23 protein-coding genes are annotated in these 26814 nt (G+C 45.4%); 15 read left to right on the top strand and 8 right to left on the bottom strand.

Features of this window, described 5'->3' with window-relative positions:
- Position 1 precedes the first annotated feature (1 nt).
- Complete coding sequence (locus FY534_RS11660) at positions 2-1450, bottom strand: Ppx/GppA family phosphatase (RefSeq protein ID WP_203114638.1); 1449 nt, start codon at positions 1448-1450, stop codon at positions 2-4.
- Positions 1447-2826 carry a dTMP kinase gene (tmk, locus tag FY534_RS11655; protein WP_203114637.1) on the bottom strand — a complete coding sequence of 460 codons (1380 nt, stop codon included), beginning with the start codon at positions 2824-2826 and terminating at the stop codon, positions 1447-1449. The genes FY534_RS11660 and tmk overlap by 4 nt, the downstream gene beginning before the upstream one ends.
- A 154-nt stretch (positions 2827-2980) precedes the next feature.
- Here tmk and FY534_RS11650 point away from each other — a divergent pair, with 154 nt between their 5' ends.
- The 5 genes from FY534_RS11650 (at position 2981) to FY534_RS11630 (ending at position 7483) form a co-directional block, all read left to right on the top strand.
- A complete protein-coding gene (locus FY534_RS11650; protein ID WP_072874993.1) occupies positions 2981-3493 on the top strand; it encodes an NUDIX hydrolase in 513 nt (170 codons plus the stop codon).
- Positions 3483-3890: a hypothetical protein gene (locus FY534_RS11645; protein ID WP_072874992.1), complete on the top strand. Its 408-nt coding sequence runs from the start codon at positions 3483-3485 to the stop codon at positions 3888-3890. Before FY534_RS11650 ends, FY534_RS11645 begins: the two co-directional genes overlap by 11 nt.
- 138 nt (positions 3891-4028) lie before the next feature.
- Complete coding sequence (locus tag FY534_RS11640; RefSeq protein WP_238413538.1) at positions 4029-5084, top strand: sugar-binding transcriptional regulator; 1056 nt, start codon at positions 4029-4031, stop codon at positions 5082-5084.
- Positions 5085-5098: 14 nt separating this feature from the next.
- Positions 5099-6121 carry a type I glyceraldehyde-3-phosphate dehydrogenase gene (gene gap, locus FY534_RS11635; RefSeq protein ID WP_072874990.1) on the top strand — a complete coding sequence of 341 codons (1023 nt, stop codon included), beginning with the start codon at positions 5099-5101 and terminating at the stop codon, positions 6119-6121.
- A gap of 162 nt (positions 6122-6283) precedes the next feature.
- On the top strand, positions 6284-7483 hold the full coding sequence (locus FY534_RS11630) for an acyl-CoA dehydrogenase family protein (RefSeq protein WP_203114635.1): 1200 nt from the start codon (positions 6284-6286) through the stop codon (positions 7481-7483).
- Positions 7484-7550: 67 nt separating this feature from the next.
- Here the strand turns inward: FY534_RS11630 and FY534_RS11625 are convergent, their stop codons facing one another.
- Both FY534_RS11625 and FY534_RS11620 read right to left on the bottom strand, forming a co-directional pair.
- Positions 7551-8417 carry an SDR family oxidoreductase gene (locus FY534_RS11625; RefSeq protein ID WP_072874988.1) on the bottom strand — a complete coding sequence of 289 codons (867 nt, stop codon included), beginning with the start codon at positions 8415-8417 and terminating at the stop codon, positions 7551-7553.
- Positions 8418-8512: 95 nt separating this feature from the next.
- On the bottom strand, positions 8513-9793 hold the full coding sequence (locus FY534_RS11620) for an adenylosuccinate synthase (protein WP_203114634.1): 1281 nt from the start codon (positions 9791-9793) through the stop codon (positions 8513-8515).
- Positions 9794-9919: 126 nt separating this feature from the next.
- Here FY534_RS11620 and FY534_RS11615 point away from each other — a divergent pair, with 126 nt between their 5' ends.
- The 4 genes from FY534_RS11615 to FY534_RS11600 are packed head-to-tail and all read left to right on the top strand — an operon-like array spanning position 9920 to position 13842.
- Positions 9920-10849: a LysR family transcriptional regulator gene (locus tag FY534_RS11615; RefSeq protein ID WP_238413537.1), complete on the top strand. Its 930-nt coding sequence runs from the start codon at positions 9920-9922 to the stop codon at positions 10847-10849.
- Position 10850: 1 nt separating this feature from the next.
- Positions 10851-11534, top strand: a complete 684-nt coding sequence (locus FY534_RS11610; protein WP_072874985.1) for a response regulator transcription factor — start codon at positions 10851-10853, stop codon at positions 11532-11534.
- On the top strand, positions 11531-13030 hold the full coding sequence (locus FY534_RS11605; RefSeq protein ID WP_203114632.1) for a sensor histidine kinase: 1500 nt from the start codon (positions 11531-11533) through the stop codon (positions 13028-13030). The genes FY534_RS11610 and FY534_RS11605 overlap by 4 nt, the downstream gene beginning before the upstream one ends.
- Positions 13031-13038: 8 nt before the next feature.
- Complete coding sequence (locus FY534_RS11600; protein WP_203115620.1) at positions 13039-13842, top strand: lipoate--protein ligase family protein; 804 nt, start codon at positions 13039-13041, stop codon at positions 13840-13842.
- Here FY534_RS11600 and FY534_RS11595 read toward each other — a convergent pair.
- Together FY534_RS11595 and rppA are read right to left on the bottom strand one after the other, a co-directional pair.
- Complete coding sequence (locus FY534_RS11595) at positions 13796-15076, bottom strand: sensor histidine kinase (protein WP_203114631.1); 1281 nt, start codon at positions 15074-15076, stop codon at positions 13796-13798. The two genes, FY534_RS11600 and FY534_RS11595, sit on opposite strands and share 47 nt — an antisense overlap.
- A gap of 6 nt (positions 15077-15082) precedes the next feature.
- Complete coding sequence (gene rppA / locus FY534_RS11590; protein WP_203114630.1) at positions 15083-15766, bottom strand: two-component system response regulator RppA; 684 nt, start codon at positions 15764-15766, stop codon at positions 15083-15085.
- 289 nt (positions 15767-16055) lie between these two features.
- Here rppA and FY534_RS11585 point away from each other — a divergent pair, with 289 nt between their 5' ends.
- The 6 genes from FY534_RS11585 to FY534_RS11560 all read left to right on the top strand — a co-directional run bounded on the left by FY534_RS11585 (position 16056) and on the right by FY534_RS11560 (position 23668).
- Positions 16056-17297 carry an MDR family MFS transporter gene (locus tag FY534_RS11585; protein WP_203114629.1) on the top strand — a complete coding sequence of 414 codons (1242 nt, stop codon included), beginning with the start codon at positions 16056-16058 and terminating at the stop codon, positions 17295-17297.
- 484 nt (positions 17298-17781) lie between these two features.
- A complete protein-coding gene (locus tag FY534_RS11580) occupies positions 17782-18762 on the top strand; it encodes an ABC transporter ATP-binding protein (protein WP_370541532.1) in 981 nt (326 codons plus the stop codon).
- 3 nt (positions 18763-18765) lie between these two features.
- Positions 18766-19731 (top strand): ABC transporter ATP-binding protein, encoded by a 966-nt coding sequence (locus tag FY534_RS11575; RefSeq protein ID WP_072875046.1) that lies wholly within the window; start codon positions 18766-18768, stop codon positions 19729-19731.
- Between the two features lie 185 nt (positions 19732-19916).
- Positions 19917-21677 (top strand): peptide ABC transporter substrate-binding protein, encoded by a 1761-nt coding sequence (locus FY534_RS11570; protein WP_238413536.1) that lies wholly within the window; start codon positions 19917-19919, stop codon positions 21675-21677.
- Positions 21678-21771: 94 nt separating this feature from the next.
- Complete coding sequence (locus tag FY534_RS11565) at positions 21772-22662, top strand: ABC transporter permease (protein WP_072875045.1); 891 nt, start codon at positions 21772-21774, stop codon at positions 22660-22662.
- A gap of 52 nt (positions 22663-22714) precedes the next feature.
- Positions 22715-23668, top strand: coding sequence for an ABC transporter permease (locus tag FY534_RS11560; protein ID WP_203114628.1), 954 nt, complete (start codon positions 22715-22717; stop codon positions 23666-23668).
- A 139-nt stretch (positions 23669-23807) separates the two neighbouring features.
- Here the strand turns inward: FY534_RS11560 and FY534_RS11555 are convergent, their stop codons facing one another.
- Together FY534_RS11555 and FY534_RS11550 are read right to left on the bottom strand one after the other, a co-directional pair.
- A complete protein-coding gene (locus FY534_RS11555) occupies positions 23808-25361 on the bottom strand; it encodes an IS1182 family transposase (RefSeq protein WP_203115601.1) in 1554 nt (517 codons plus the stop codon).
- 96 nt (positions 25362-25457) lie between these two features.
- Positions 25458-26774, bottom strand: a complete 1317-nt coding sequence (locus FY534_RS11550) for a uracil/xanthine transporter (protein WP_203114627.1) — start codon at positions 26772-26774, stop codon at positions 25458-25460.
- Positions 26775-26814 lie beyond the last annotated feature (40 nt).

The following is a 26814-nucleotide window of genomic DNA, read 5'->3' as shown; positions in this document are numbered from 1 at the left end:
GTCAGGCATCCAAAAAGATAAGGGGAATTTGAAAAGTCAGCAAAAATTCATCTACTAAAGATGCATCTGCCGATTTTTCTACTTGATGGTTCATGTCGGGTATTCGGCCAATCATCAGACTGTCTTGATTCATGACGATCTCAATTTCCTCTGCGTTCATGCCAAGTTGTAAGGTCAGCAGCTTGGCGAGTCGCAGTAATAATGAAAGTCGTTTTAAACGCTTATTGGCTTTCCCGGACAGAAGTTGCACCATATCCTCCGTTTCATGGTAACCAAGACCATACAGTTGCGACCATTGGGCCAAGTATGCGGAATGATGCATCCAGCGTTCAGTATGAATGTAGCATCCAGCGCTTTCTACTTGAACGGTTGTGTAAAATAAGGTTCGATCCGCTGCATCGACAAGCGACTTTTCAACGAGTGCGTCAAACAGGCGCAATGCAGCATCCGCGACGAGATCGGACACAGTAGGGTTGACGACAAATTTCCGCTGAAAATTAAAGAGGCTATGACTCAACACGTCATGGACCACAGCGCTGCCAGTATAGCGTAGATATCGTTCATAAAATATACCTTCACGTAATCCCGCCCGACTCACCATCAGAGACGGGCTACTGGTTTTCTTCATAAGAGCGCTCATGATTGCTAATCCAGGTACAATAATATCTGCTCGGCTCTTGGAAAGGTTTTTTATTTTTTTTCGCTTGGCAAGCGGTAAGCTGGACAGTTCTTCAAACCATTGTTGGACAGCCTCCTGGTCCATGGTAAAACCGTGAATGCGAGCGCTTGGTTTGTTCAGACGGGCTAATTCCAGTTTGGCCAATGCTCGAGCTGTTCCGCCCATCCCTACCAGAGGCATATTTTGTGCAAAAGACAAAAATGAGACCTCGTTCAACGCTTCCTGCATGAAATGATAGACGAGTCTGGCTGTCTCAGTTTCTGATATATTCTCAAAACGTTTCATGAGATTTAATGCTCCATGCGGCAGGGACACCACGCCTTTTAATTTCCTGCTTTCTACCAGCATCAACTCTGTGCTCGCTCCACCGATATCAAAGAGCAAGGCGTTCTGTATAGGCAGTGTATTGACTGCGCCTATATAGCCGTATCTCCCTTCGTCCGCGCCTTCGATAACTTGATAAGCAATTCCCGCTTCCACTCGTAAACGATGCAAAATTTCAGACTGATTACGACTTTGGCGAATAGCTGCTGTAGCGACTGCTAACCATTCGTCCACATTGTGTAATTGACCCGCGCGATAAAAAAGTCTTGTACAGGAAATCGCTCGCTGGATTCCTGTTTCCTGAATGATTCCATCGTTCATGGCTTCGGCTAGGCGAATATTTTGTTTCATCTCAAAAATGGGCCAGTAGGCTCCGCTTTTTTCAATTTCATAAATCATCAAGCGGGCTGAGTTTGAACCGAGATCGATAATACCGATTCGACTCATGCCTCATCACCTGCCAACAGTTTCAAGGCTAACTTTTGAATTTTTTCTTCCGTATTTTTTTCGAAGGCGGGCAGCATTTGCATACCGTATAGATTGGCCATTTTTCTATAATGGGCGAGTAATCCGTTCTGATAATGCAACAAAGAATCGAGGGCATCAGGTGAGATAGCTAAATCCATACCCGCCTCCCAATAGAATAGCTGACCATATTGTTGCAGGCATCGGCAAGCTAAAGTCGTTGCATCAGAATCTAGGTAAAGAGCCAAGTCCGGCTTGGGAGCCGCTTGATAGAGTTGGTGTAACCACTCACTATCTTCACCGCGTACGAGTTGACGCGCCATCAAGGTGAAAATGTAACGGTCAGCCACGACAACCATACCAGCTCGTAAAGCAGGCAAGATACCGTGTTCCAGCTCGGAGAAAAAATCTGTTGCATAGAACAACGCCATGGTGCGAGGTCCTACCATCTGTTCTTCTTTCGCTTCGTCAATAGCCTGTCGCATCAGTTTGGAGCGTTTGATACCAGCGGAATAAACAGCATATCCTTGAATTTCCAAAAATTCCTTTAGTTTTTGGCTATACTGATAATGATGAGAGTAGTCTGAACCTTCAATCACAATCAGTTTGCCGGGCAGTTTATGATTTTGGAAGGCGAAAGCTTGTTGCAGGTTTATCGCTTCGTTGCAAAAATGAGCAGATTTACCTGTATTTAATTGCAGTGCAGATAAACCTTCGTAGTTTTTTAGCACAGATTCCGTTAGACGCCGTATCTCACGTTGCTGTACGTCAATCGGCAAGGTAGCGTCAATAACGTGCAAGTGCTCTTCATCCGCCATGCGATCATATTCCTGTTTGACAAGACCTTGAAAGATTTTAAAGCTTTCCACCGGGTCGTCCGAAATACCTAAATCGAGTCCAGCTTCATGATATTTGAGTTCCGTCCGGCCTACGAGAATTCGGTCTACTGCCACGTTTAGAGGAGTTTGGAAGTAAAGCGAAAGCGCAGGGCGTACGACATCACGGTATGTATTGTGCACCCAGGCACGATTGCAGCCGCGTGCGGCATCTCTGGCAAACGCAGTATAAATATAGCGATCCGCCAAAACTATGAAGCCCGCTCGCAAAAGTGGCAATATGAAACGTTCATATCGTTCATAAAAGTCTGCTCCATGTATTAAGTGAAACGTGGCGGGCGATAACTGTTTTTGTTGTTTCGCTTTTTTGGTCCAGCTTTTGACGAGGGCAGATGAGTTCCATTCTGTAAAAACCACCGGATAGCCTTGATGCTTAAGCCATGTTTTGAGTAAGGCAATTTGAGTGCTTTTGCCCGATCCGTCAGTACCCTCCACGATAATTAATTTGCCGGGGTAGTTCATGGGTTGGCTCCCCTCTATTTTGGTCTCTTCTACGCTCTACATTTTGCCAGAGTAGGGTGCGACGACTCAAGAGTTTTTGCGAATCAAGGACTCCATTTTCTTTCAAAGGTTGTAGTAAAATGAAGACTTGATGTCGCACAAGAGGATGATCTTTATGAAAATCGCCAAAATCACGCTCTCCGTCAGTACAGTTTTGCTCTCCGGCGGAGAGATCCTTTGTGTACGTGAAGGGCGCGGCAAAAAGAAGGGATGCTGGAATATCCCCACCGGTCAACCTCATCCGGGTGAACCGTTGTTGGAAGCGGCTATGCGTGAATTACAAGAAGAAACAGGCGTAAAGAATTGTAGTTTGACAGGATTTCTTGGCCTCTATTCGTATTGGCGTAAATTCCACGAACGAAAACTGCGCTTGGTTTTTCTGGCCCGAGTAGAGGATATGCCAGCCTCTTTGCGTTTAAAGGTGGACGGGAAGGAAATTTTGGAGGCCCGTTGGATCACATTGTCCGATTGGCAAGAAGAATTAGAGGAAAATCCAGACTGTTGGTGGAAAAGTGGGATTCTACAGCAAATAGCATCCAATATACAAGCTGGACAATGTTTGCCGCTCGACTGTATCCATGAAGAATTATCAGGCATACAGGAGGGAGGCATACCGAGTGCGTTCTAAAATGTTACGCACTATTCGCCATTTATTGATGTATATTCGTTTCGCCATTGTAGGAATTTTGTTTGCAGCATTACTGATTGGCATCGTTGGTTTTATCATACGTTGGGGCGAATTGCTGAATCATCCTGAAATTGTTTTAACTCATTTTCGAAGTCTAACTGAAGATATTTTTTCTCTGTTGCTTGTTTACGAAATCCTTGAGTTGATTCGAACGCTGTCACCAACTCATTTAACAGATTTTATCCTAACAGTTTTAGCGAGGAAAATGATACTTTCACTACAGGATAGTGCAATTTTTCCAGAAGTAGCCTCATTCTCCTTGCTGCTTGTCATACGATTAGCTTGGGCCATTTGGCAAGAAAAATGCAAAACTTCTGCAAATCATCAGGATGGGTAAGGATTGCCCATTGCAAAATACGGTAAAAAAGAATACACTGACTACAAAGGTATCATATTAAGAAGGCTATCTTTCGTGGTGGTTGGGACGAAAAATGACTACACGGGACTAAATTAGTCCCATTGGTGGCAGATGAGCTTGAACTCAATAGAAGATGTTTCCATCTGGAGTGCCGTTCGTCGACTCGTACCTGAGCTATCGGACGAATTGCAAAAACGTATTCGCATTTTGGAACGCATTCTTGCCCTGCAACCTATTGGGCGCCGTGCTTTAGCTGTGGAAATGGGTACAACTGAGCGTGTGCTTCGCGCAGAGCTGGATTTTCTACGTGTACAAGGGCTTTTGACAGCTAGCTCTGCAGGAGTCTCTTTGACAGAAGATGGAGAAGCTGTGCTCGATCGCGTTGCAGAATTTGCTGTTCGCATGGATGGCAGAAAAGAGCTGGCTGAGCGCGTTTCCCGAGTACTGGGAATTCCTCAGGTGGTGGTTGTGGAAGATGACAGCGACCAAAACAGTTGGGTCAAAGACAACCTCGGCTATCGAGCCGCAGAGTTATTACGGAGTCTTCTGCAGCCAGACGAGGTCGTTGGTATCACAGGCGGCACTACCATGGCGGCCATAGCCCGACGAATGCCTGCTCGTGCGGTTTCTTATCCTGTAAAAGTTGTGCCTGCGCGCGGTGGATTAGGTGAAAAGGTAGAGTTTCAAGCCAATACAATTGCTTCCACGCTGGCTGAAAAGCTGGGCGGTGAGTCCATGATGTTGCATGTGCCAGACAGACTCAATGAAGAGACAATGGAACAATTGTTGAACGACCCATACGTTCAGCAGAGACTGCCGGAAATTCGCAAAGCCACGCTTGTCGTTCATGGAATTGGTGAAGCCGTTAAAATGGCAAAACGTCGTCAAGTACCTGATGAAGAAGTGGCGTGCTTGGAAAATCAGCAAGCTGTAGCAGAAGCGTTTGGTTACTACTTTAATCAGCAGGGCGATGTGGTGTATTCCATGCCCACAATTGGACTTCGTCTTGATGATTTGCAAAATGCCCGCGTAGTCATGGCTGTTGCTGGCGGAAGCAGTAAGGCGAGAGCTGTTGCCGCAGCTGCGAAGGCTTACAGAATCGACGTATTGATTACTGATGAAGGCGCAGCGCGTCTCATTGTGCAATCTCAAGATTACTATCAAGATAAATAAAGGGGAGAATAAAGATGGCACTCAAAGTTGGCATTAATGGATTTGGACGTATTGGTCGCAACGTATTTCGCGCAGCTATGAAACGTCAAGATATTGAAATTGTAGCGGTCAATGATTTAACGGACGCTGAAACTTTGGCTATGCTGCTTAAATATGACTCAGTCCACGGTAAATTAGATGCTGAAGTAAAGGCAGACAAAGACAGTATTTTAGTCAACGGTCGGGCTGTCAAAGTGTTTGCTGAGCGCGATCCAGGTGAAATTCCTTGGGCCAAAGTCGGTGTCGATTTGGTGATTGAGTCTACGGGGCGTTTTACAGATAAAGAAAAAGCGCAAGTGCATATAACAAAAGGTGGTGCAAAAAAAGTCATTATTTCTGCACCGGCTAAAAATGAAGATATCACTATCGTTATGGGTGTCAACGAGCATATGTACAATCCGGATGTGCATCATGTTATTTCTAACGCTTCTTGCACGACCAACTGCTTGGCTCCAGTTGCAAAGGTTATTGACGATGTATTTGGGATTGAACGCGGACTGATGACCACTGTTCATTCTTACACAAACGATCAACAGATTCTCGATTTGCCGCATAAAGATATGCGCCGCGCGCGTGCTGCAGCGCTCAACATCATTCCTACATCAACTGGTGCAGCTAAAGCTGTGGGACTGGTGTTGCCGCATTTGAAAGGTAAATTGAACGGTATGGCTATGCGTGTACCAACGCCAAATGTTTCAGTGGTTGATCTGGTTGCTGATGTGCGCCGTGATGTTTCTGTAGAAGATGTGAATGCTGCGTTAAAACAAGCTGCAGAGTCTTCCTTGAAAGGAATTCTTCAATATACAGAAGAACCATTGGTTTCTCGCGATTTTAATGGTGATGCGCATTCTGCCTCTGTGGATGCCCTTTCGACTTTTGCCATCGATCGTATGGTGAAGGTTGTTGCATGGTATGACAACGAGTGGGGATACTCCAATCGAGTTGTTGATTTGGCAGCCTATGTAGGTAACAAATTGGCGGTAACTGCAAGAGCCTAAATGGCCGTCCAGATAATTTGCAGGCAGTGCTTTGACTTTCGCCTGTAAATCATCCATACGCAGTCCGTATCATTGAATTGACAAGTTGCACCCCTGATTGGCGCGGAGTAAAGTCAAGTTATCCGCGCTTTTTCTTTTGCGGTGATTGGGAGGGAGCATAGATTGGATTTCAGTTATTCAGAGAAAACGCTTACTTGGATGAAGAGACTTAAAGAATTTATGGAAGAAGTAGTTTATCCTGGAGAGAAGATTTATGCCGAGCAATTGGCAGCCGCGGAAAACCGTTTCTCCATACCTCCAATTATGGAAACTATGAAACAACAAGCCAAATCGGCAGGACTCTGGAATCTATTTATGCCAGATGAAGAATACGGCGCAGGGTTGACTAACCTGGAATATGCACCACTTTGCGAGATGATGGGACGTTCTGAAATTGCTCCGGAAGTATTCAATTGTAATGCACCAGATACGGGTAACATGGAAGTTTTGGCGCGTTATGGGAGTCCAGAACAAAAGGAAAAATGGTTAAAACCACTTTTGGCGGGTGAAATTCGTTCTTGTTTCGCTATGACAGAACCAGAAGTAGCTTCTTCCGATGCCACCAATATTTCTGCCAGTATTGTGCGAGATGGAAACCACTATATTATCAACGCTCACAAGTGGTGGTCGAGTGGGGCGGGCGATCCTCGCTGTAAAGTAGCCATTCTGATGGGGAAAACGAATCCAGATGCGACTCGCTACGAACAACAGTCGATGATTTTAATTCCGTTTGATACCGAAGGTGTCCGAGTGGAACGAATGCTGCCTGTATTCGGTTACGACGATGCACCGCATGGTCATGCTGAGGTTACTTATCACAATGTGAGAGTACAAGCAGACCATATCATCTGGGGAGAGGGGAAAGGATTCGCTATTGCTCAAGGGCGTCTTGGTCCTGGGAGAATTCATCATTGCATGCGTTTGATTGGGGCTGCAGAACGTGCACTTGAACTTATGTGTGAGCGAGCTAAACAGCGTGTCGCCTTTGGCAAACCACTTGCTCAACAGGGAGTTATCCAGTCATGGATTGCTGATTCTCGTATGGAGATTGAGCAAGCGAGGTGGCTTGTTTTGAATGCCGCCTATAAAATGGATACCGTTGGAAACAAGGCGGCTCAAAAAGAGATTGCCATGATTAAAGTTGTCGCTCCCAATGTGGCTTTAAAAGTCATCGATCGGGCAATTCAGGTTCATGGTGGAGCGGGTGTTAGCGATGATTTTCCGCTGGCTAAAATGTGGTCAAACGCGCGCACGCTTCGTCTGGCGGATGGTCCGGATGAAGTGCATCGCCGTGCGGTAGCGCGTTTAGAACTGCAAGATTGACCGGGTACTTCTTCAGCATACCCGGTCATGAGCTGGTTTTATAGGAGTATCATCGTAAAAGTGATTTTTAAGAAGAAACAGCAGTACCGCCATTGACGTGCAACACCTGACCCGTCATATACGAACTGTCCTCGCTTGCCAAATACACATAAGCGGGTGCCAGTTCACAAGGTTGTCCTGCTCGTCCCAGCGGTGTTTGACTACCAAATTGGCTGACTTCTTCTGCACTGAAAGTAGACGGAATGAGTGGTGTCCAAATAGGACCAGGGGCTACAGCGTTGACTCGAATGCCCTGCTTGGCAAGAGATTTGGCTAAGGAACGTGTGAAACTGACAATAGCGCCCTTGCTGGCAGAGTAATCTATCAGTTGTTCATGTCCTTCGTAAGCTGTCACAGACGTTGTGTTGATAATGGCCGCACCTTTTTGCAGGTGCGGCAATGCTGCTCGTGTTAAGAAAAACATGGAAAAGAGATTGGTCTGAAAGGTCGACAACAGTTGTTCCTGCGTAATGTCAAGAAGAGAAGCTTGAGGATGTTGCTCGGCTGCATGATTAATCAGAATATCCAATCCGCCCAGCGCCTGAACGGTATCGGAAACGACTTTTTGGCAAAATGTTTCTTGTCGAATATCGCCAGGAAACAAAAGCGCCTTTTGACCCGATTTTTTAATCCAATCAGCTGTCTCGTTAGCATCTTCGTGTTCAGATAAGTACACAATGGATACATGTGCACCTTCTGCTGCAAACGCTGTCGCTACCGCTCGGCCTATACCACTGTCCCCGCCAGTAATCAATGCTCGCTTGCCAGCTAATTTTTCAGAACCTCGATAAGATGGGTTGTGAAAAACGGGACGTGGTTGCATGAGGGTTTCCAGTCCCGGTTGCTGATTTTGATGTTGTAATGGGAAAGATGTCGGAAATACGGGCTGGCTCATGGTTCATCTCCTCGTTAGAAAATCAATCCGCAAGAATCTTCTAACAGGATAACCTTTTTGCCAAGCTTTACTCCCCATTCTCCAATATGTGTTTTCTATTTTCCTAAAGAGACCACTTCGTTACGAATAATGGTTTGATCTCGATTGGGTCCTACGGATATATAACGAATGGGAATTTGCAAATCGGCTTCCAAAGCCTTGATGAACTGTCGGGCTGTTTTAGGTAATTCTTCGTAAACTCGGCAATTCGAGATGTCTTCAGAAAAACCTTCGTAGAATTCGTAAATCGGCTCTGCATCTTCCAATTGATAAGCAGGCATAGGCATAGAGTAAGTGTGTCCGTTCCGACGATAAGCGACACAGACGCCAATTTTTTCAAGACCAGCCAGCACATCCAGTTTCATCAGCGCCAATTCTGTATAGCCGTTCAGCCATGCTCCCATGCGCAATGCAGGTAAATCAAGCCAACCACATTTGCGAGCCCGACCAGTGGTAGCTCCAAATTCCTCTCCTTTATGTTGTAAAAATTGTCCAATTTCATTATCTAATTGTGTAGGGAATGGACCTTCACCCACAGCAGTAGTATAAGCTTTGGTAATACCTGTGACGCGTGAAATTGCTGTGGCAGGGATACCCGCCCCAGCAAATACTCCACCAGTAATGGGCGATGATGAGGTAACGTAAGGATATACGCCCCAATCGAGATCGCGCATAATGCCTAATTGTCCCTCCAGCAAGATGTGCTTTTGAGACTGTTCTGCCTCCATTAAAAATGGCAAGGTATCAGCAATGTGGGGTAAGAGAACTTCACGAGCATCTACCAATTCCGCCCACATAGATTCAAAACTTCCATAATCAGCAAGAGCCGGCATACGCTCGATTTTGGCTGCCCAAGCCGCTTCCAGACGAGTACGGAAACTGTCCAAATGAATCATTTCGCCAATCTGAATTCCATAACGACCTACTTTATCTTGATAAGCAGGACCAATTCCCTGTAAAGTGGTTCCTACTTTGCGACTGCGTTTCTCTTCTTCGTAAGCGTCTTGCCAAACATGATAGGGCAGCACGAGATGGGCTCTTTCAGAAACAATAAGTCGTTTGGTGGAAATGTCACGATCTTCTAGTTGACGAAGCTCACGCACCAAATGAGCTGGATGAATGACTACCCCAGTTCCTAAAATACAAAAAGTTTCCGGATTAAAAATTCCGGATGGTACTAAATGCAGGGCAAACTTACCGTGTTCATTGACAATGGTATGCCCCGCGTTGCCTCCACCTTGGTAGCGGACGACCACATCGGCATTGACAGCAAAATAGTCAACCATTTTTCCTTTACCTTCATCTCCGTACTGAGCTCCAACTACTGCGTGAAACATGCCGGTTCCCCCTCGTTTTGCAAGCCATCACAAATTTCAGTGTATGTAAAAAGTATCTATGTGTAAAATTGATTTATTGTATAATTCTTATACGGAATTCAAATGAATTTGAGATGGGTGAAAAGGTTGGAACTATATCAGGCGCTGGTGCAAATAGTCGAGAACGAAACTCTCGTCCAGGCCGCACAAGTTCTGAATACTACACAGCCAACATTGACACGGCAATTGCAGCAATTGGAACACAGATTGGGTGTGCGGCTTTTTGACCGAATTGGCCGCAGGTTGGTTATGAATCATGCGGGAGAATTGGCCTATCAGTATGCCAAACGTATTTTGCAAACAGAGGAGCGTTTGCGGGAAGAAATGAATGCCTTTGGCAATCCGGAAATTGGAACGATACGGTTGGGGGCGGGGTTGACTCCTTCCATATATCTTTTGCCACCGCTGCTCGCGCACTACCAACATCTTCACCCAGGAGTCCGTTTTCAAGTGACCACCGGTAGCTCTCGGCGTACCATTGAAGCGCTTTTGCAAAACGAGATCGACCTAGGCATTGTAACTTCCTGGGATGCAACAGACTCACAATTAACCGGGGTGGAGCTATGGCGTGACCCACTGCTTTTTGTCGCTGCTCACCATCATCCACTTGCTGGAAGAGAAGTAACACTGGCAGAAGTTTGCGCCTATCCCTTTGTCCTCATGCGCCAAGGCTCAGGTTTGCGTAAGATTATTGCCGATCTCGCTTTGGAGTACGGCGTAAACATTGACGCCAATATGGAAACGGACAGTTTGGAAAGCATCAATCGCGTGTTACAGTATGGGGAATGGGTTTCTGTGTTGCCAAAATCGAGTGTACAGGATGATATGGAGACGGGAAGATTGACAGCTCTTCTTGTATCGAGAGTTTTGCTGACATCCCGTACTATCACAGTGATTCGTCGACGTCAAGGTACGCTTATGGCAGCGGCGGAGCAGTTTGCTGCTCAACTGCCAAGTCTTTCGGCTGTTTTTTGGCCCAATATCTACAGTCAGCAGTCGCTACACGAGGTGGATTGAGATGCAAAAGATTCTCTTAGTTGAAGATGAAACAGGTTTGGTGGAGTTCTTGCGAATTGAGTTAGAACTGCAAGGATACCATTTGTATGTAGCTACAACGGGTGCGGCAGGATTGCGTATTTTTGAGGAACATTCTGTGGATTTGATTTTGCTCGATCGTATGTTGCCGGATATCAACGGACTGGAAGTGTGCCGAAAAATTCGTGAAAAAAGCGATGTACCAGTCATTTTTCTGACAGCTCGGGGGGCGGTGGAAGATCGAGTACAGGGGTTGGATTCGGGCGCAGATGATTATCTGATCAAGCCGTTTGCCATTGAAGAGTTAATTGCTCGTATTCGTGCCCTGACACGCCGTAAAGAGAAGTTTTTGGCTAGCGAGCCAACGGGAAATATCCAGTTTGCAGATGTGGTGATCGATCCGTTGCGGCGCAAAGTGTATAAAGATGGCCAATTGGTTGAATTGACTGCGAGAGAGTTAGATTTGTTGCTATTTTTATGGGAACGCCGCGGCGCTGTGATTAGCCGCAGTGAATTGCTGAAACAGGTGTGGGGGTTTGAAACGCCTGTCGATACCAATGTGGTGGATGTCTATATAGGATATGTTCGGCAAAAACTCGATCCGGATAAGCTATACATACGTACGGTAAGAGGACTTGGTTATATGCTTCGGAGTGATACCCCATGAGTCTTCGATCCCGCTTGTTGTGGTTGACAATACTCTGGTTTGCGCTGGTTATGCTGGTGTTTACCATCACCTTTTCCGTGTTTGTCCGTCAGTCTAATTTTTCCGACTACGAGCGGGAATTGACGCTTGAGGTCAACAACGTATGGCATGCGGCTGAACTTAATCCCAGCGATACTTTGATGAATAATAATTGGGAGGATTATGCTCTTTTTACTCGATCAGCCATTGCGTTTTTTAACAGTCAAGGCCAAATCACTTCTCTGGATGAAACGAATGATTTTCCCGATAATGTATGGAATCAAGTGGAGAGTAAGCTTTCGCAGGCATTGTTAGCGAGTCGATTGTCGCTGAAGAAGAGCATTGTTCGTTTGCCGGATATCACTTATGTAGAAAATGGACAGTTGAAATCGATGATGGCGTTAGCTCGTCCCATTGTATATCCTACTCAAGAAGTAGGGAGTGTGGTGGTAGTCGGTCCAACGGAGCAGATATACAGTAAAGTGAGTTCAGTGATGCATACGCTCTTTTGGATTGATGCAGTCAGTTTACTCATTTTTGCTGCGGGTCTATACACCCTCTTGCAGCGAGGACTAAGGTCGCTTGTGCAGTTGATTGACGGTATACGCACAGTGGAGTGGTTGCGTTCCAACCGTGTTCCTGTACCTGAAGGTCCTCAGGAAATTGTTTCTGTAGCTACTTCCATCAATCATTTGCTGGATAAAGTTGAAAGAGGTGTGGAAGAACAGCGTCGCTTTATTGCGGATGCTTCCCATGAATTGCGGACCCCTTTGGCTATTGTGGCTGGTCATGCCAATATTCTCAGACGTTGGGGCCATACCAATGAAAGTGTTTGGGAACCGGCGGTTCATCATATAGTCACGGAAGTAGATAGATTGCAAAACTTGGTTGATCGATTGCTTTTGCTCTCGCGATTAGAGAACCATCAAGAACCGGTTGAGTCCATGATGAATACTGAGGATATAACGTCTCTTCTGCAGCAGATGGCAGACGATGCGCGTCTTTTGCGGCCAGATTTGCGTGTTTTTGAACAAATTCATATTCAAGCAGGATTAGCTATTCGTATGGATCGCAACGATCTTCGGCAAATTCTTGTGATCCTGGTGGACAACGCAATGCGCCATACAAAAAGCGGGGGACAAATTGTGCTGGCTGCCAATCGCGAGGCGAGCCGCTTGCGGGTTTCCGTCCAGGATTCTGGTGAAGGCATTCCTGCAGATGATTTGCCGCATGTCTTTGAACGGTTCTATCGCGCGAAGGAAGGCCGAGATCGGAACAGTGGCGGTGCAGGACTGGGACTGTCTATTGCTCGTCAATTAGTTGAAATATATCAGGGCCAAATTTACATTAATAGCCGTTTAGGGGAAGGCACAACGGTTCATTTGCTTTTTCCGCTTTTGTTGGAGAAAGGCACATCACAAAGTAACAAATTTCGCTTAAAATCTGGGAACCTATCAAATTCGCCCATGGAGGAATAAATATTTTGATGAAAGCTAAGGATGTTTTGCTTTGGCCGGAAAATGTCGTTGCAGATACGTTGGAGTTGGACGATCCAAACGACAATATTTTATTGGATGATCAGCTGGCAGCTTCCATTGCTCGCTCTGAAAGACCGCCTTTGCTACGGATATGGCAGCATAGTGCGCCAGATGGTTTGGTGGTGAGCCGACGAGATGTAGCAACCCAAGCAGGTCAATGGGCAAGGGAACAACTTGCTGTGGAAGGTTGTCCCGTTTTTGTGCGTTCGACTGGCGGGACTGCAGTTCCTCATGGACGAGGCATACTCAATCTATCCTTGCTTTTTCCTAGAGTAGCTCATCCTGGAGCTACAACCGACGCCTATTATCGATTGCTCTGCCAGCCGTTGCTCGATTGGTTGAATGAACTTGGCGGCCGAGGGGAAATTGGTGACTTGCCGGGCAGTTATTGCGATGGTCACTATAATGTATTGCTGGGTGGAAGGAAATTGGTGGGAACTGCGCAGACTTGGAAAGGTGGATTAGCCGGTATATCCACCCATAAGCCAGGATACATTGTAGCGCATGCTTGTATTAGTGTTTATATTGAAGTTCCAAGAGCAATTGCCAATATCAATCGTTTTTACGAACTGTCCCATCAATCCTTTCGCGCTTTGCCAGAGACAGCAGTTTCGCTCCATGAAGTCTGGGAAACTGTCCATTCCCAGGAGCGGGAAGAAGTAATGGCTGTGGCTAAGTGTTCACTTTTGGAAAGTTGCCAGCAATTTATTCTGAAGATGAACGAGGCGAAGCAATCGGGAGTTCAATTGTAACGGTTGTTCCCAAGCCCAATCCTTCGCTGGAGATTGAAATCTTCCCTTTATGCGCCTCGACAATCCATTTGGCAATGGAAAGACCAAGTCCAGTGCCACTGACTCCCGTCTCGTTACTGGTCTCTCGTGTACGGGATGCATCGCCTGTAAAAAAACGGTCAAAGACGCGCGGCAAGTCTTCAGGAGCAATGCCGCGTCCTGTATCCTTGATTTGAATCAGCAAATGATTTCGCGAGCGTTCAGCAATCAATGCTATTTCACCGCCAGCAGGCGTAAATTTTCGTGCATTGTCAAGCAAAATAAGGAGCAATTGCTGAATGCGATCCGCATCTCCGGAAAAATATTGATGGGCGGCACTGGCGGCGATTTCAGAGCGATATCGGATACCGTTCATTTCTACAATGCTGCTGTATAAATCGGTTACTTTGTCAAAGACTTCTTCAATTGACAAGGTTTGAATTTGTAACGGCAATTTTTCTGAATCGGAACGGGCGAGTGTCAACAAATCGGTAACGAGTTTGGATAGACGGCGGGTTTCACTATGGGCGTTGTTCAGCCATTCCAAATTATCGAGAATCGATTCGTCTGTGTGTCCCATAGCAATATTCAAATTGGATTGAATGACCGCCAGAGGGGTGCGCATCTCGTGAGAAGCATCAGCTACAAATTCTAACTGCCTTTGCCATGCGGCGCGAATGGGGCGCAAAACACGATTGGCAAGAAAGAAGCCAGCCAGTGTAGAAATCAACATACCTGCCAAACCTACAAGGAAGATGACGGTTTTCAAGTTGTTCAGCACAGAAAGTTCAACGCGATCGTCCTGAGCTACCATTAAAATATCTGCGCCTTGTTTACCTAAATTTGACAACACATAAAATACTCGATAGTGAATTCCATCAGCCGTCAAATCGACATAATGTTCTCCAGGCGGGGCGTTGTGAATCAAATTCACCAACACCGATTGTAGGCTGGAAGTCGTTTTGACAAATAGAGTTCCGCTTGCAGCGAAGAATAGATAAGTGCCATGTGGCAAAAGATTTCCTGTAATTTCTACATTACCTGTGGCATCGTATTCGTTTGCTACGCGTTCGGCAATTGTGTGTAAATGTTGATCGATGCCATGGATGACATAAAGATGGACGATAGCATAAACAGCAATGGAAGAAATCGTATAGATAATGAGCACCAAAGTTAAAGCGAGTAGCGCAATGCGCATTCGAACTTGTTGGAACACTACGATTCAGCGACCTCTCTCCACCTGGAAAATGTAACCCACACCCCTTACGGTGCTGATATAGGACGGTGTGTTTGCGTCATCAATCTTCTTTCTCAAAAAATGGACGTAATTTTCAACCGCGTTGCCAATCACCTCAGCATCAGGTCCCCAAACGCGATCGAGAATAATCTCCTTGGAAAGTACCTTCCCCTGGTTGCGTAAAAAAAGTTCCATCAGTTGAAATTCTTTGCTGGTCAAATTGATGGTTTGTCCATTCTTTTGCACTTCCCGTGTGGCAAAGTCGAGCGTGAAGGCCCCAACTTGCAAATTTTCCGTCCCTTGCAAATTGCCTGTACGGCGCGTCAAAGCCCGCACGCGAGCCAGCAATTCTTTGTTCGCAAACGGCTTGACCAGGTAATCATCTGCGCCGGCATCAAGACCTGTGACGCGGTCTTCCACCGTATCTTTAGCTGTTAGAAGCAAAATGGGAACATTTAGCTTTTCTTTACGCAATGTCTGTAAAATCTCTAGTCCGCTCATGCGCGGCAACATAATATCAAGAATTATAGCATCGTAAGAATTGGTCATAGCTAAATCTAGACCGCTTTCTCCGTCAAAGGCAGCGTCCACGGCATATTGATTTTCTTTGAGTAATTGGACAATAGCGGCAGATAAACGCCGTTCGTCTTCCACCAACAAGATGCGCATATGACCACCCCGTTGTGACTATATTTTTGAGCTTTTGATGTTTGAATCTCATTGTACATCAAACTTTTCTTAAACTAATTTTTCAAGAGAAATTCAATGTGAAGCGAGGTGAATTGTTGCATCGTATGGAAAAGTTTCGTATAGACTTCTGACCATTCACAAAGTGGCGAGGAAGTTTTTTATTCTTTTTCTATCTCGTTTTCTAAAGCCTTAGGTGATATAATTTCGCGGGACCAACAAGCCTCTGCAGAGAATTGTGAACGGAACAGGTGAAGGAGAGTGCAACAAGATGGATAGATGGAAAAAACGGGCTTTGGGCAATGTGCCGCTCGTTTTATGGTTGCTTGCCTTGGCCTGTTTCATCAATGTGGGTGGACTGTCACTGCTCTGGCCAGTGAATTCTATCTATATCCATGTAAAGCTTCATCAATCCATGGCGGTTGCTGGGTTTGTGTTAATGGTCTATTCCGGAGCAGGTTTTATAGGCTCTCTGCTCGGAGGATGGTGCTATGATCGCTTTGGGCCTGTGTTAACATTGGCTGGCTCATCATTTTTGGCAGCCATATCCATTTTATTGCCTGTTTTTCATCAACATTTTGCTGTTTATGTTGGAGTTATGGCCGTTTTTGGAGTGCTCTGTGCCGTTCCATTTCCAGTGCTCAATGCATTGGCTGGTCACGCCTGGCCGGAAGCAGGGCGTAAAGCGTTTAATTTCTTGTATGTCAGCAATAACGTGGGCGTGGCTATAGGAACGGCGATTGGCGGTTTTATAGCAGCTCACTCATTTGATACAGTATTTTACGGTATTTTTTTGAGTTATCTTCTCTTTGTCATCCTTACCTTAACAGTGTTTCGACGTCCTTTCCAGAAGGTCTACCAGCATCGCTCTGTTCATGGTCATGAAAGTATTGAGAATGTAGCCAGTCGTTTGGAGACAGCCTCCATTCCCTGGGGGGCGATTGGCATCTTGCTGGCCGGTTTTATAGTGGCTTGGTCTGTGTATGTCCAGTGGCAATCGACGATTTCAGTCGACATGCAGGCCTTGGGTTATCCGTTGTCAGCTTACAGTATCCTTTGGACTATCAACGGAGCCCTCATTTTCCTTGGTCAACCTGTGGTTAGCTTTGTGGTTCGCCGTGTTCCATCGCTTACCGTTCACATGGTGGGAGGGGTGATAGGGTATATCCTCACCTTCTTGCTTCTTGCCCTCAGTCATAATTACATCGCTTTTTTGCTCGCCATGTTGTTGACAACATTTGGTGAAATGTTTGTCTGGCCATCTGTTCCAGCCGCCATTGCCCAACTTTCACCGCCTCGAAAACTTGGGTTTCTGCAAGGGTTGGTCAGTAGCGGCGCAACCTTTGGTCGAATGATCGGTCCATTTTATGGAGGCTATTTGTACGATCGCGATGGAATAAATGGAGTTTTGCATGTAAGTTTGCTACTCCTTGTACTGCCCATTTTTTTATTTTTACTCTTTCATGTTGTCAACAGACCGGGGCGAATTGCTGAAAGACGTGAGGTTTCTTAACAAAGTAAGCCTCGATTAATTGCGCAAATATTCTTGAATTTTTACAATTTAACAAATGAAAGCGCCTCCATAATAATTTTAAGAGGATTCTTAGATACAACTGAAGACCCGAAAAATCCTTAAAAACCTTATAAAATCAAAGTTTTTTCTTGTTTTCAGGTAAAAATTCACTGTTCAGAAAGCATGACATCTTCTTTACAATATAGTTAACACAATATACAATGTCCCCATTCAAGAAGAAATGGTTGCGAAAGTAGAGTCAATTCGACAAGCAGCTTCCGGATTGGAAGTGTAATAGATTGTTGGGAAACAGGTGCTTTCGCCAGCCTTTGAAAATAAGAAAAGATTTGATATTCAAGATTGCGGAATGGAGCAGGGTTAGGTGGCAAAGTTCTTGCAATCTGAAAACAGGTTGTCTTTGCCATAACAAAGGCTTCCTGATTTTTCTGCAATCACAGATTGTAGCACAGGAGTGAGTAGCGCATTGGCTAATAGCGTATTAAATGTGGAGTCGTTGAACGTCGAGTTCAACATGGAAGGAAATTACTTCCACGCTGTGCGCGACGTTTCCTTTAAAATTGAGCCAGGAGAGACGCTGGGGCTCGTCGGTGAATCTGGTTGCGGAAAAAGTGTGACATCTTTAGCGCTTGTTCGCCTGCTCACACAATCCGCTCGGGTTACTGGCAAAATTGAATACCAAGGCAAGAATTTGCTGGAGTTGCCGGAGAGAGATATGCGTGATATTCGTGGTAACGAGATCAGCATGATTTTTCAGGAACCCATGACATCATTGAACCCGGTTTATAAAATCGGCGCTCAAATTTCCGAAACCTTGTTGCTTCATAAGGATATCTCACCACGCGAAGCTTTTCAACAATCATTGGAAATGCTAAAAAAAGTTGGAATTCCCAGACCGGAAGATATCATGGACGAATATCCACACCAACTTTCTGGCGGTATGCGTCAGCGTATCATGATTGCCATTGCTATGGCGTGTAATCCTAAATTATTGATTGCTGACGAACCAACTACAGCGCTTGACGTGACTATTCAGGCGCAAATTCTTGAACTCATGAAGGGGATTTCTAAGGATTTAGGAACATCCATCCTCCTCATTACGCACGACTTGGGTGTGGTGGCTGAGATGTGCGATCGCGTTGCTGTTATGTATGCGGGTCAGATTGTTGAGCAAGGCAGTGTTGATGATATCTTTTTCAATCCACAACATCCTTATACGCGTGGATTGCTTAATGCGATTCCGAAAATTGATGCAGAGCAAAAACAACGTTTGCAACCGATTGAAGGAAATGTACCGCCGATTACGCGTATGCCTAAAGGTTGTCGTTTTTCGCCACGCTGCATGCATGCAAGTGATCGCTGCCGCGCTCAACAACCCGGATTTTTTCAGGTGGATAATGCGGAACACTTGTCGCGATGCTGGCTGAATGAAGCGAAGGAGGCGTAAACGATGAGCGAAGTGTTACTCGAAGTTAAAAATCTAAAAAAGCACTTCCCCATCCGTAAGGGTTTTATCCGTCGCACTGCCGGTTATGTTCGCGCTGTTGACGGTATAGATCTTACAGTGTATGCGGGTGAGACGCTTGGTGTTGTTGGTGAGTCCGGTTGCGGTAAATCAACCATGGGTCGGAGTTTGCTCCGTCTTGTAGAGCCAACCAGCGGACAGATTCACTTTCAAGGTAAAGATATCATGAAGCTGAGTAAATCTCAGATGCGCGATATGCGTCGTGAGATGCAAATTGTATTTCAAGATCCATATGCGTCACTCAATCCTCGCTACACGATTGGGCAGACATTGTCTGAACCTATGGAAATACACCATTTGCACAACTCAACGGCGCGCAAACAACGTGTGCAGTCAATGTTAGAGCGTGTTGGACTGGATCCGTCTTATTCCAGTCGATTCCCGCATGAATTTTCCGGCGGACAGCGCCAACGTATCGGTATTGCTCGTGCCTTGGTTCTGAATCCAAAGCTGATGATTCTTGATGAACCGGTTGCTGCCCTTGATGTATCCGTTCAATCGCAGGTTATTAACTTATTGGAAGATTTGCAGCAGGATTTTAATCTCACCTATATCTTTGTGGCGCATGATTTATCCGTAGTGAAACACATCAGTAATCGAATTCTGGTTATGTATCTCGGGCGTATGATGGAGCTTGCATCCTCCAACGATTTGTTTGCCGATCCGCTTCATCCATACACGCGCGCGCTCTTGTCGGCTGTGCCGATTCCAAATCCGCGTGTGAAACGAGAGCGTATTATCCTGCAAGGAGATTTACCAAGCCCAGCTAACCCTCCAAAGGGTTGTGTCTTTCATACGCGTTGCCCGCTTGCACAGGACGTTTGTCGCGAAAAAGTTCCTGAGTGGCGTGAAGCAAAGCATAATCATATGGTTGCCTGCCATTTGGTTTAATGGTAATGGAGTCCATGCCGAGAAAGGGGGGATGCGTAGGACGTGGCTCATGCCGGCAACTATGGAATGCAACGACGATGGGATGAGTGCATGAACACGGCGTACTTTCAGTCACCTGCACGCTTTTACTTGGGCGTTGTGAGACTCGCGTTCAGATGCATAGCAGAAAAAAGGGGGTTTCCAATTTGAAGTTGAAAAAATCTGTTTCTGCAGTCGTTGCAATGGCAGCTGGCACAGCATTGCTCGTGACAGGATGCGGTACATCTACGAATAACACGTCCAACTCATCCAACAGCACGTCATCGACGTCGCAATTGACGCCGCAAAAAGGCGGAACGATTACAGTTGCGCTTCCGCCGCAGACCGACTTAAACTGGTATTTTCCTTTAGTGAATTCAAGCTATGATAGTTTGTATAATTTTCAAATGATTGACATGTTGTATAAACCACTGATATGGATTGGTTCCAACTATAAAATCAATTATAGTTCTTCAGTTGCGGATAAAATCCAATACAACAACAAAGGAACCGTCTATCACGTCTATTTAAATCCGAAATGGAAATGGTCAAATGGTCAACCTGTGACCTCCAGTGATGTTCTATTTAGCTGGAATGTTATCAAGGCTATCTCAGCTCCCAATGCACCAGCTCCTTGGCCCTATGTGAATGCAGGGGTTGGCGATATACCGAATGGAGTACAAAGTGTTGTGGCCAATGGTCCTTATGAATTTACAGTGACCTTAAAACAGCCAGCTAACCAGCAGTGGTTTATTTATAACGGGTTGTCGCAGTTGGTACCACTTCCGGCTAAAGTCCTTAACAAATATCCAAACAATATGACGCAAGAAATTAAGTATTTGGGTCAGAACGGCACGAATCCGAATTTTGATACAGTTGTCGATGGTCCATTTAAGTTACAAAATGCAGTTTCCAATCAATCGTGGACCTTGGTGCCTAACACAGCGTATTCTGGCCACAAGTCTCTGGTTGATAAATTGATTTTTACGTATGAAGGTTCAAATGCAGCGGAATTTGCAGCACTTAAAACAGGAACGGTTAATGTCGGTTACATTGATCAAAGTCAATTGGGAGCTAAATCTGCATTGACTTCGATGGGTGATAAAATCACGCCTTCCTACAGCCTTTCCTTCTTTGATGAGATGCCTAATATGAACTCGGGATCGAAATCAGCCAGTATCTTTAAACATTTGTATGTGCGTGAAGCTTTGATGATGGGTGAAGACCAACAGTCCATGAATCAGTATATCTATAAAGGTTTCGCTGAATCTCAATATGGGCCGTTGCCTCCTCAACCTGACACAGCGTTCACATCGCCGGAATTGTTAAAACCTCTATATCCATTCAATATTGAAGCGGGTAAAAAATTGCTTGAAGAGCATGGCTGGCACGAAGTGAATGGCATCATGACGAAGAATGGACAACAGATGAAATTTCTGATGATTTATTCTGGTGGTACAACTTCGACGGATGACCAAGTTGAACTCTTAAAAGAAGATTGGGCGAAGGAAGGTATTGATGTAACGCTTAAATCTATGCCGTTCTCCACACTGGAAAGTGTAATCTCTAATCCAAAAGATGCGAATCAGTGGGATTTGGCTGCAGGTCAAGGTATCATTTATGGTGGTTCTTATCCGACAGGTGGCGAAATTTTTGGAACCGGTGGAGGATTGAACAGCGGAGGCTATAGCAATCCAGAAATGGATACCTTGATTAAAGCGACACACCAGCCGTATCCGACGCAGCAACAATCTATTCAGGCTCTCTTTAATTATGAAAATTATGTTGCACAACAACTGCCAGTCATTTTCACAGATAACCCTGCTAGCTTGACGGTTACTGCTGCAAACGTACACGATGTAAACACATACTCTAATCCAGTAACGGGTTATCCGCAAATGAATTATTGGTGGGTGTCCTCTAAATAACAAGAATCTCGCACTAGCAAAATAGTGCGGCTTGTAGGCTTGCGGGCGGCAGGTCATCACCGCCCGCAGCAGATAACAAGCGAAAGGAGGTCCTATGCTCAACTCAACGATTTTTCAAGAAGAAGAGTTACAGCAAGAACAAGTCGTCTATGAACGCCCTGGTTTTATGAAACGCTTTTGGAGGTCAGGTACCACCAAACTAGGAGTATTTTTACTGTTGTTCCTTGTTCTATTCTCTTTTGTGGGTCCATTGGTTTATCGCAAAAGTGCGATTGCCACTCACTTGCTTTACACAGTGCAGGGACCATCCGCCCGTTTTCCACTTGGAACGGATAGTCTTGGCCACAATATTTTGGCCCAACTTATGGTAGGCGGGCAGTCATCATTAGAAGTTGGTTTCGCAGCAGCTATCGTTACGATGATTTTTGGTACGTTTTACGGAATGGTTAGCGGACTGGCTGGTGGTTGGGTCGACTCACTCATGATGCGTATAGTGGATGTGATTTTGGCAATACCATCCATTTTTATATTGCTATTCTTAAACGTTGTTTTTCAACCTAACATTTGGATCATGATTCTCGTGCTTGCCTCCACCTCATGGCTTGGCGTTAGCCGACTAGCGCGCGGGGAAGTATTGGCGCTCAAAAACATGGTCTATGTGGAAGCTGCCAAAGCACTTGGTGCGCGGGTTGGGCGCGTGATGTTCCGATATATGCTACCGAATTTTATTGGTACGATTTTAGTGGCTGCAACATTGAGTATTGCTGATTCCATTTTAGCTATGGCAGGTTTGAGTTTTCTGGGTCTTGGATTGCCACCCCCGGCACCAAATTGGGGTAGTATGCTGTCCGACTCGTTGAACTATATGTTCCAGAACGCGTGGTGGATGATTTACCCGCCAGGACTATGTATTCTAATTTCTCAAGTCTCCATCAATCTTATTGGTGACGGTCTTCGCGGTGCAGTGGAAACGCGTCAACGTTAAGCGCGTTTCCCGTCTCTACCGTTCGGAAAAAATGAAACGAGGAGGATAATGGATGCTCAAATATATATTGCGGCGAATTTTAGAGCTGATCCCCACTTTAATAGGCATCTCTCTGATTTCGTTCATTATGATACACATTGTTCCTGGTAATCCAGTGCGTATTTTGTTGGGTAACCGTTATACGGTGGCTCGCGCAGCGGCACTTACAAAACAGTTAGGCTTAAACAAGCCATTGTGGCAACAGTTTCTGATTTGGTTGTGGAATATTTTGCATGGCAACTTTGGATACTCCTATGTTTACGATAAGCCTGTTGTTACGCTAGTTTTGCAAGCGATTCCTCATACTTTGGTGATTGTCGTCGTCTCTGTCATGTTTGCTCACATATTCGCAGTATTTCTTGGCGCCGTACAGGCATATTTCCAAGATACAATTTTTGATCAAGTAGTTACCGTCATCAACTACTTCTTTTATTCTATGCCATCTTTCTGGCTGGCTATTCTGTTGATTATCTTTTTTGCCATCGATTTACCTTGGTTTCCCTCTGGAGGCATCGTAAATCCTCAAGCTACGAATCCAAGTTTCGCGGATTTTCTGCATCACTTAGTTCTTCCAGTTGCTTCGCTGTTCCTGGTTTCTGTTGCCGGTTGGGCTCGTTTTATGCGGTCGTCTATGCGTGAAGCGTTACTTCAAGATTATGTTCGTACTGCCCGTATGAAGGGCGCTCGCGAGTTTCGTGTGCTTTTCATTCATGCACTGCGTAATTCCATCATTCCGTTGATTACGCTGTTAGGTCTCTCACTGCCTGCTCTGTTAAGTGGTGCTTTGTTTGTAGAAGAAATTTTCAACTATCCGGGAATGGGTCTCTTGTACTGGAACGCTATCATGTCCCGTGACTATCCTATCATCATGGGTGTTACGTTCTTTCTCGGAGTAGTAACCATTTTGGGCAATCTATTGTCAGATGTTCTCTACGCAGTGATTGATCCTAGAATTCAGTATCAATAAGCTGAATCAAGAAATCACCAAGAAATCCCTATGATTTCTATGGGGCTGTCCCAAAAGCGGTTGAAAACCGCTGACGGGCAGCCCCTTCGTTTGTGGTTGGGGATTTTTCATTGGAGGTTTAGAAAAGGATGAGATCTCCTCATCCAACCCTGTGCCTCATTTCGTCAATCGCGGCTTTCTTCAACAAATTGTGGGCAAGTGAAATCCACCCAACTTCCATGGTAACCTTGGGCAGGTTTCGGAGTAGGAATCGTCTGAATCCACGGTTGTTCTTTATCTGTCCAAATACGCTCTCCACTTCAGTCATTCGCCGTATGGCTAAGTCCCTTCCTTCTGGACTCTTAAGTCGTTCGGCTGCTTGCTGCTTGTAGAGCAGATACTGCAGGCTCACTCGAATTTCCCTATTACCAGCGGACTTTGTACAACGTTCCCGAAGTAAACACCCTTCACAGTTCTCGCTTCGGTATGTTCGTAGCTGTGTCTGGTATCCATTATCAGTGTTTCTGTTGCTTTGCCCCCAAAATGTCAGCTTTCGTCCATTCAAACACGTCCATACATCCTGCTCAGCATCGTAGTGCCAATTCTCAACTCGGCTTGGGTCATTCTTCCACGTCTTAGACTGCTCTTTGTGAAATGTGTTGTACTTTACAACGCCATCAAGTTCTTCTTTTTCGAGATACGCGTAATTCTCTTCGCCACCGTATCCTGCATCTGCAATAATTGTTCTTGGAAGTTTGCCTAGACGGTCTTTTACCTGTTTTAGATGTGGGATCAGGCATCTTGTATCCGTTGGACGCTGGTGTAGGGTATACCCCAAAATAAACTGGTTTTCCGTACCTATTTGAACATTGTAACCTGGCTTTAATTGTCCATTTTTCATATGGTCTTCTTTCATTCTCATAAACGTAGCATCCGGGTCAGTTTTACTGAAGCTATTCCGGTCACCAAGTGTCTGTTCTTGCGATTCGTACTTCTGTAGGCGAGGCAGAAGATCCCGACGAATTTGGCGTACACTTCGCCGAAGCGGCTTGTCCTTCGGTCTTTCTTGTAGTCGAGCTTCTAGATTTTGTACAGCCTGCTCCAGCTTTTCACTGGTCAACTGCGAGGACTCACCCAACTCAAGTAAGTCATCACCACTATGCTCAAGCTCCTCTTGTCGTTCCAATTCCTCTATGTTGGAAAAGAGTGTTTTCACGTTCTCCTGAAGTCGAGCTTTATGCTTGGCAACAGCCTTTCCCCAGACAAATGTGTATCGATTCGCGTTGGCTTCAATCTTCGTGCCGTCAACAAAGTAGTTCTCCAGCTTGACGTATCCCTCTTCAACCAGTAGTTCTAGTACGCCGGTGAAGATTTTCTCCAAAACGTCCTTCATGCGTTCCGTTCTGAATCTGTTAATCGTCCGGAAGTCCGGTGTTTGTCTTCCAGCTAACCACATGAACGGTACGTTCTCTCGAACAGCTTTGGCGATTTGGCGAGAGGAATATATACGTTGTGTATAGGCATAAATCACAATTTTGGTCATCATTTTGGGATGGTAACTATCCCGACCGCCGCCAGGGTAAGCCGTTTTAAAAATGGTGTCATCTAGGCGGTTAACGGCTGTGTTTACCACCCGAGAGATGTGACCAGGGGGAATGTCTAACTCCAAATCCATTGGGAGGTATTGCTGATCCATGTTATACTCAATAAACAAAGAAATCGCTCCTTTGGTGTTTTGGTTGCTCACACTTCCATTTTACCAAAAGGCGATTTCTTTTTGTTTACACCAAAGGGGCTATCCCTCAGTCATCTACGATGACTTTTGGGACAGCCCCTGTTTTTCTGTTTTCCAAGGGATACAATTTTCAGTGACAACAGCTATAAGAATACCTAACAGCATACCATTAGAGAGTAGTACCTGGAGCATCATGGGCAGGCTAGAAAAACTATGGCTTGGCAAGGTCATGATAGCAAGCCCCAACAGAGTTGGAAAGGCCAGTCGAAATGTGTTCATAGCATTAAAAGTGAAACCTTGGACATTTATTAGGGCAGCACCAAAAATTTGAAGATATGCAACAAAGAGAACAGCATCACCAACAGCAATGGGTAAGGTTGAAAGGAAACCAGCAAGAGCAGGGAATACGCCTATGATCATAAAGAGGAGGGCAGCTATGATAAACGGTTTGCGGTCTAGTACACGTGTTGCTCGCAAAAAACCTATTGCAGAAGTGTAAGGCGCATACGGAATGAGTGCGAGTGGGCCGGAAAGCATCGTATATAATCCTGTTAGAATAAATGATCTTCTCATTTGTTGCTTGGTTGCTTCTTGCCTAAACAAGCCTTCTGAAGCACGCAGCGTTGCAATGGTGTTTGTAGTATTGAGCAACGCGGTAACGACTCCAGCAATTACTAAACTGATTTGAAAGTGTGGGTTGCCAAGAGCAAACCATTGACCTATATGGCCAAAACTAGGGGCAATAGACTCTTTGTTTTCCCCAAACAAAATGACGTAAGCAAGCCAGCCCACGACTAGCCCAAAGAGAATACTGATGTTGGCCACAAAACCACGTGCAAATAAACTCATTCCAGCAACAAAGAACATTAGAATCATGGAAAAAAGTAAAATATCTGGTTGGATTACAGGGCCGCTGTCTAAACCAAGCATGCCGCGAAAGAATACATCGATTAATTGAGCCGAGAGCAGAATCAGTAGTACCGCCATCACAATGGGACGAAATAACTGATTTAAATACCGATAGGCTCCCAGGACTCCAAGCAGGATAATCAGTAATCCACCTAGTATCATGCCCACTTCCAGACTTCCGCCGATTTCAGCAAGCGATAGCCCAGAAGCAGCCCCTAGATTGGCTAAATTAAGGACAATTCCCCACCAAAGTCCACTTTGACCTTCCATAATAGGTAACTTGTGACCTATCCAGGCTTGTAAAAGACATGCAAGACCCGTAAACATGAAACTACGAGCCAACATCCCGCTGATGGCACCATGTGTGAGATGAAATGCTGCTCCCACAGATAGAGGAATAACAACAGTATTCGCAAACATAAAGCCAAGCCACTGAATGCTTGCCAAGCTTGTGGTAACGTAATTGGAAGCTGGTGAGCGCAAAAAATTCCCTGCTTTCTATGCATATTTAAAATACAACCTT

The sequence above is a fragment of the Alicyclobacillus sp. TC genome, from assembly GCF_016804365.1.
Classification (GTDB): domain Bacteria; phylum Bacillota; class Bacilli; order Alicyclobacillales; family Alicyclobacillaceae; genus Alicyclobacillus_I; species Alicyclobacillus_I tolerans.
The sequence above is the reverse complement of the archived record's forward strand: the minus strand, read 5'-3'. Positions and strand labels throughout refer to the sequence as shown.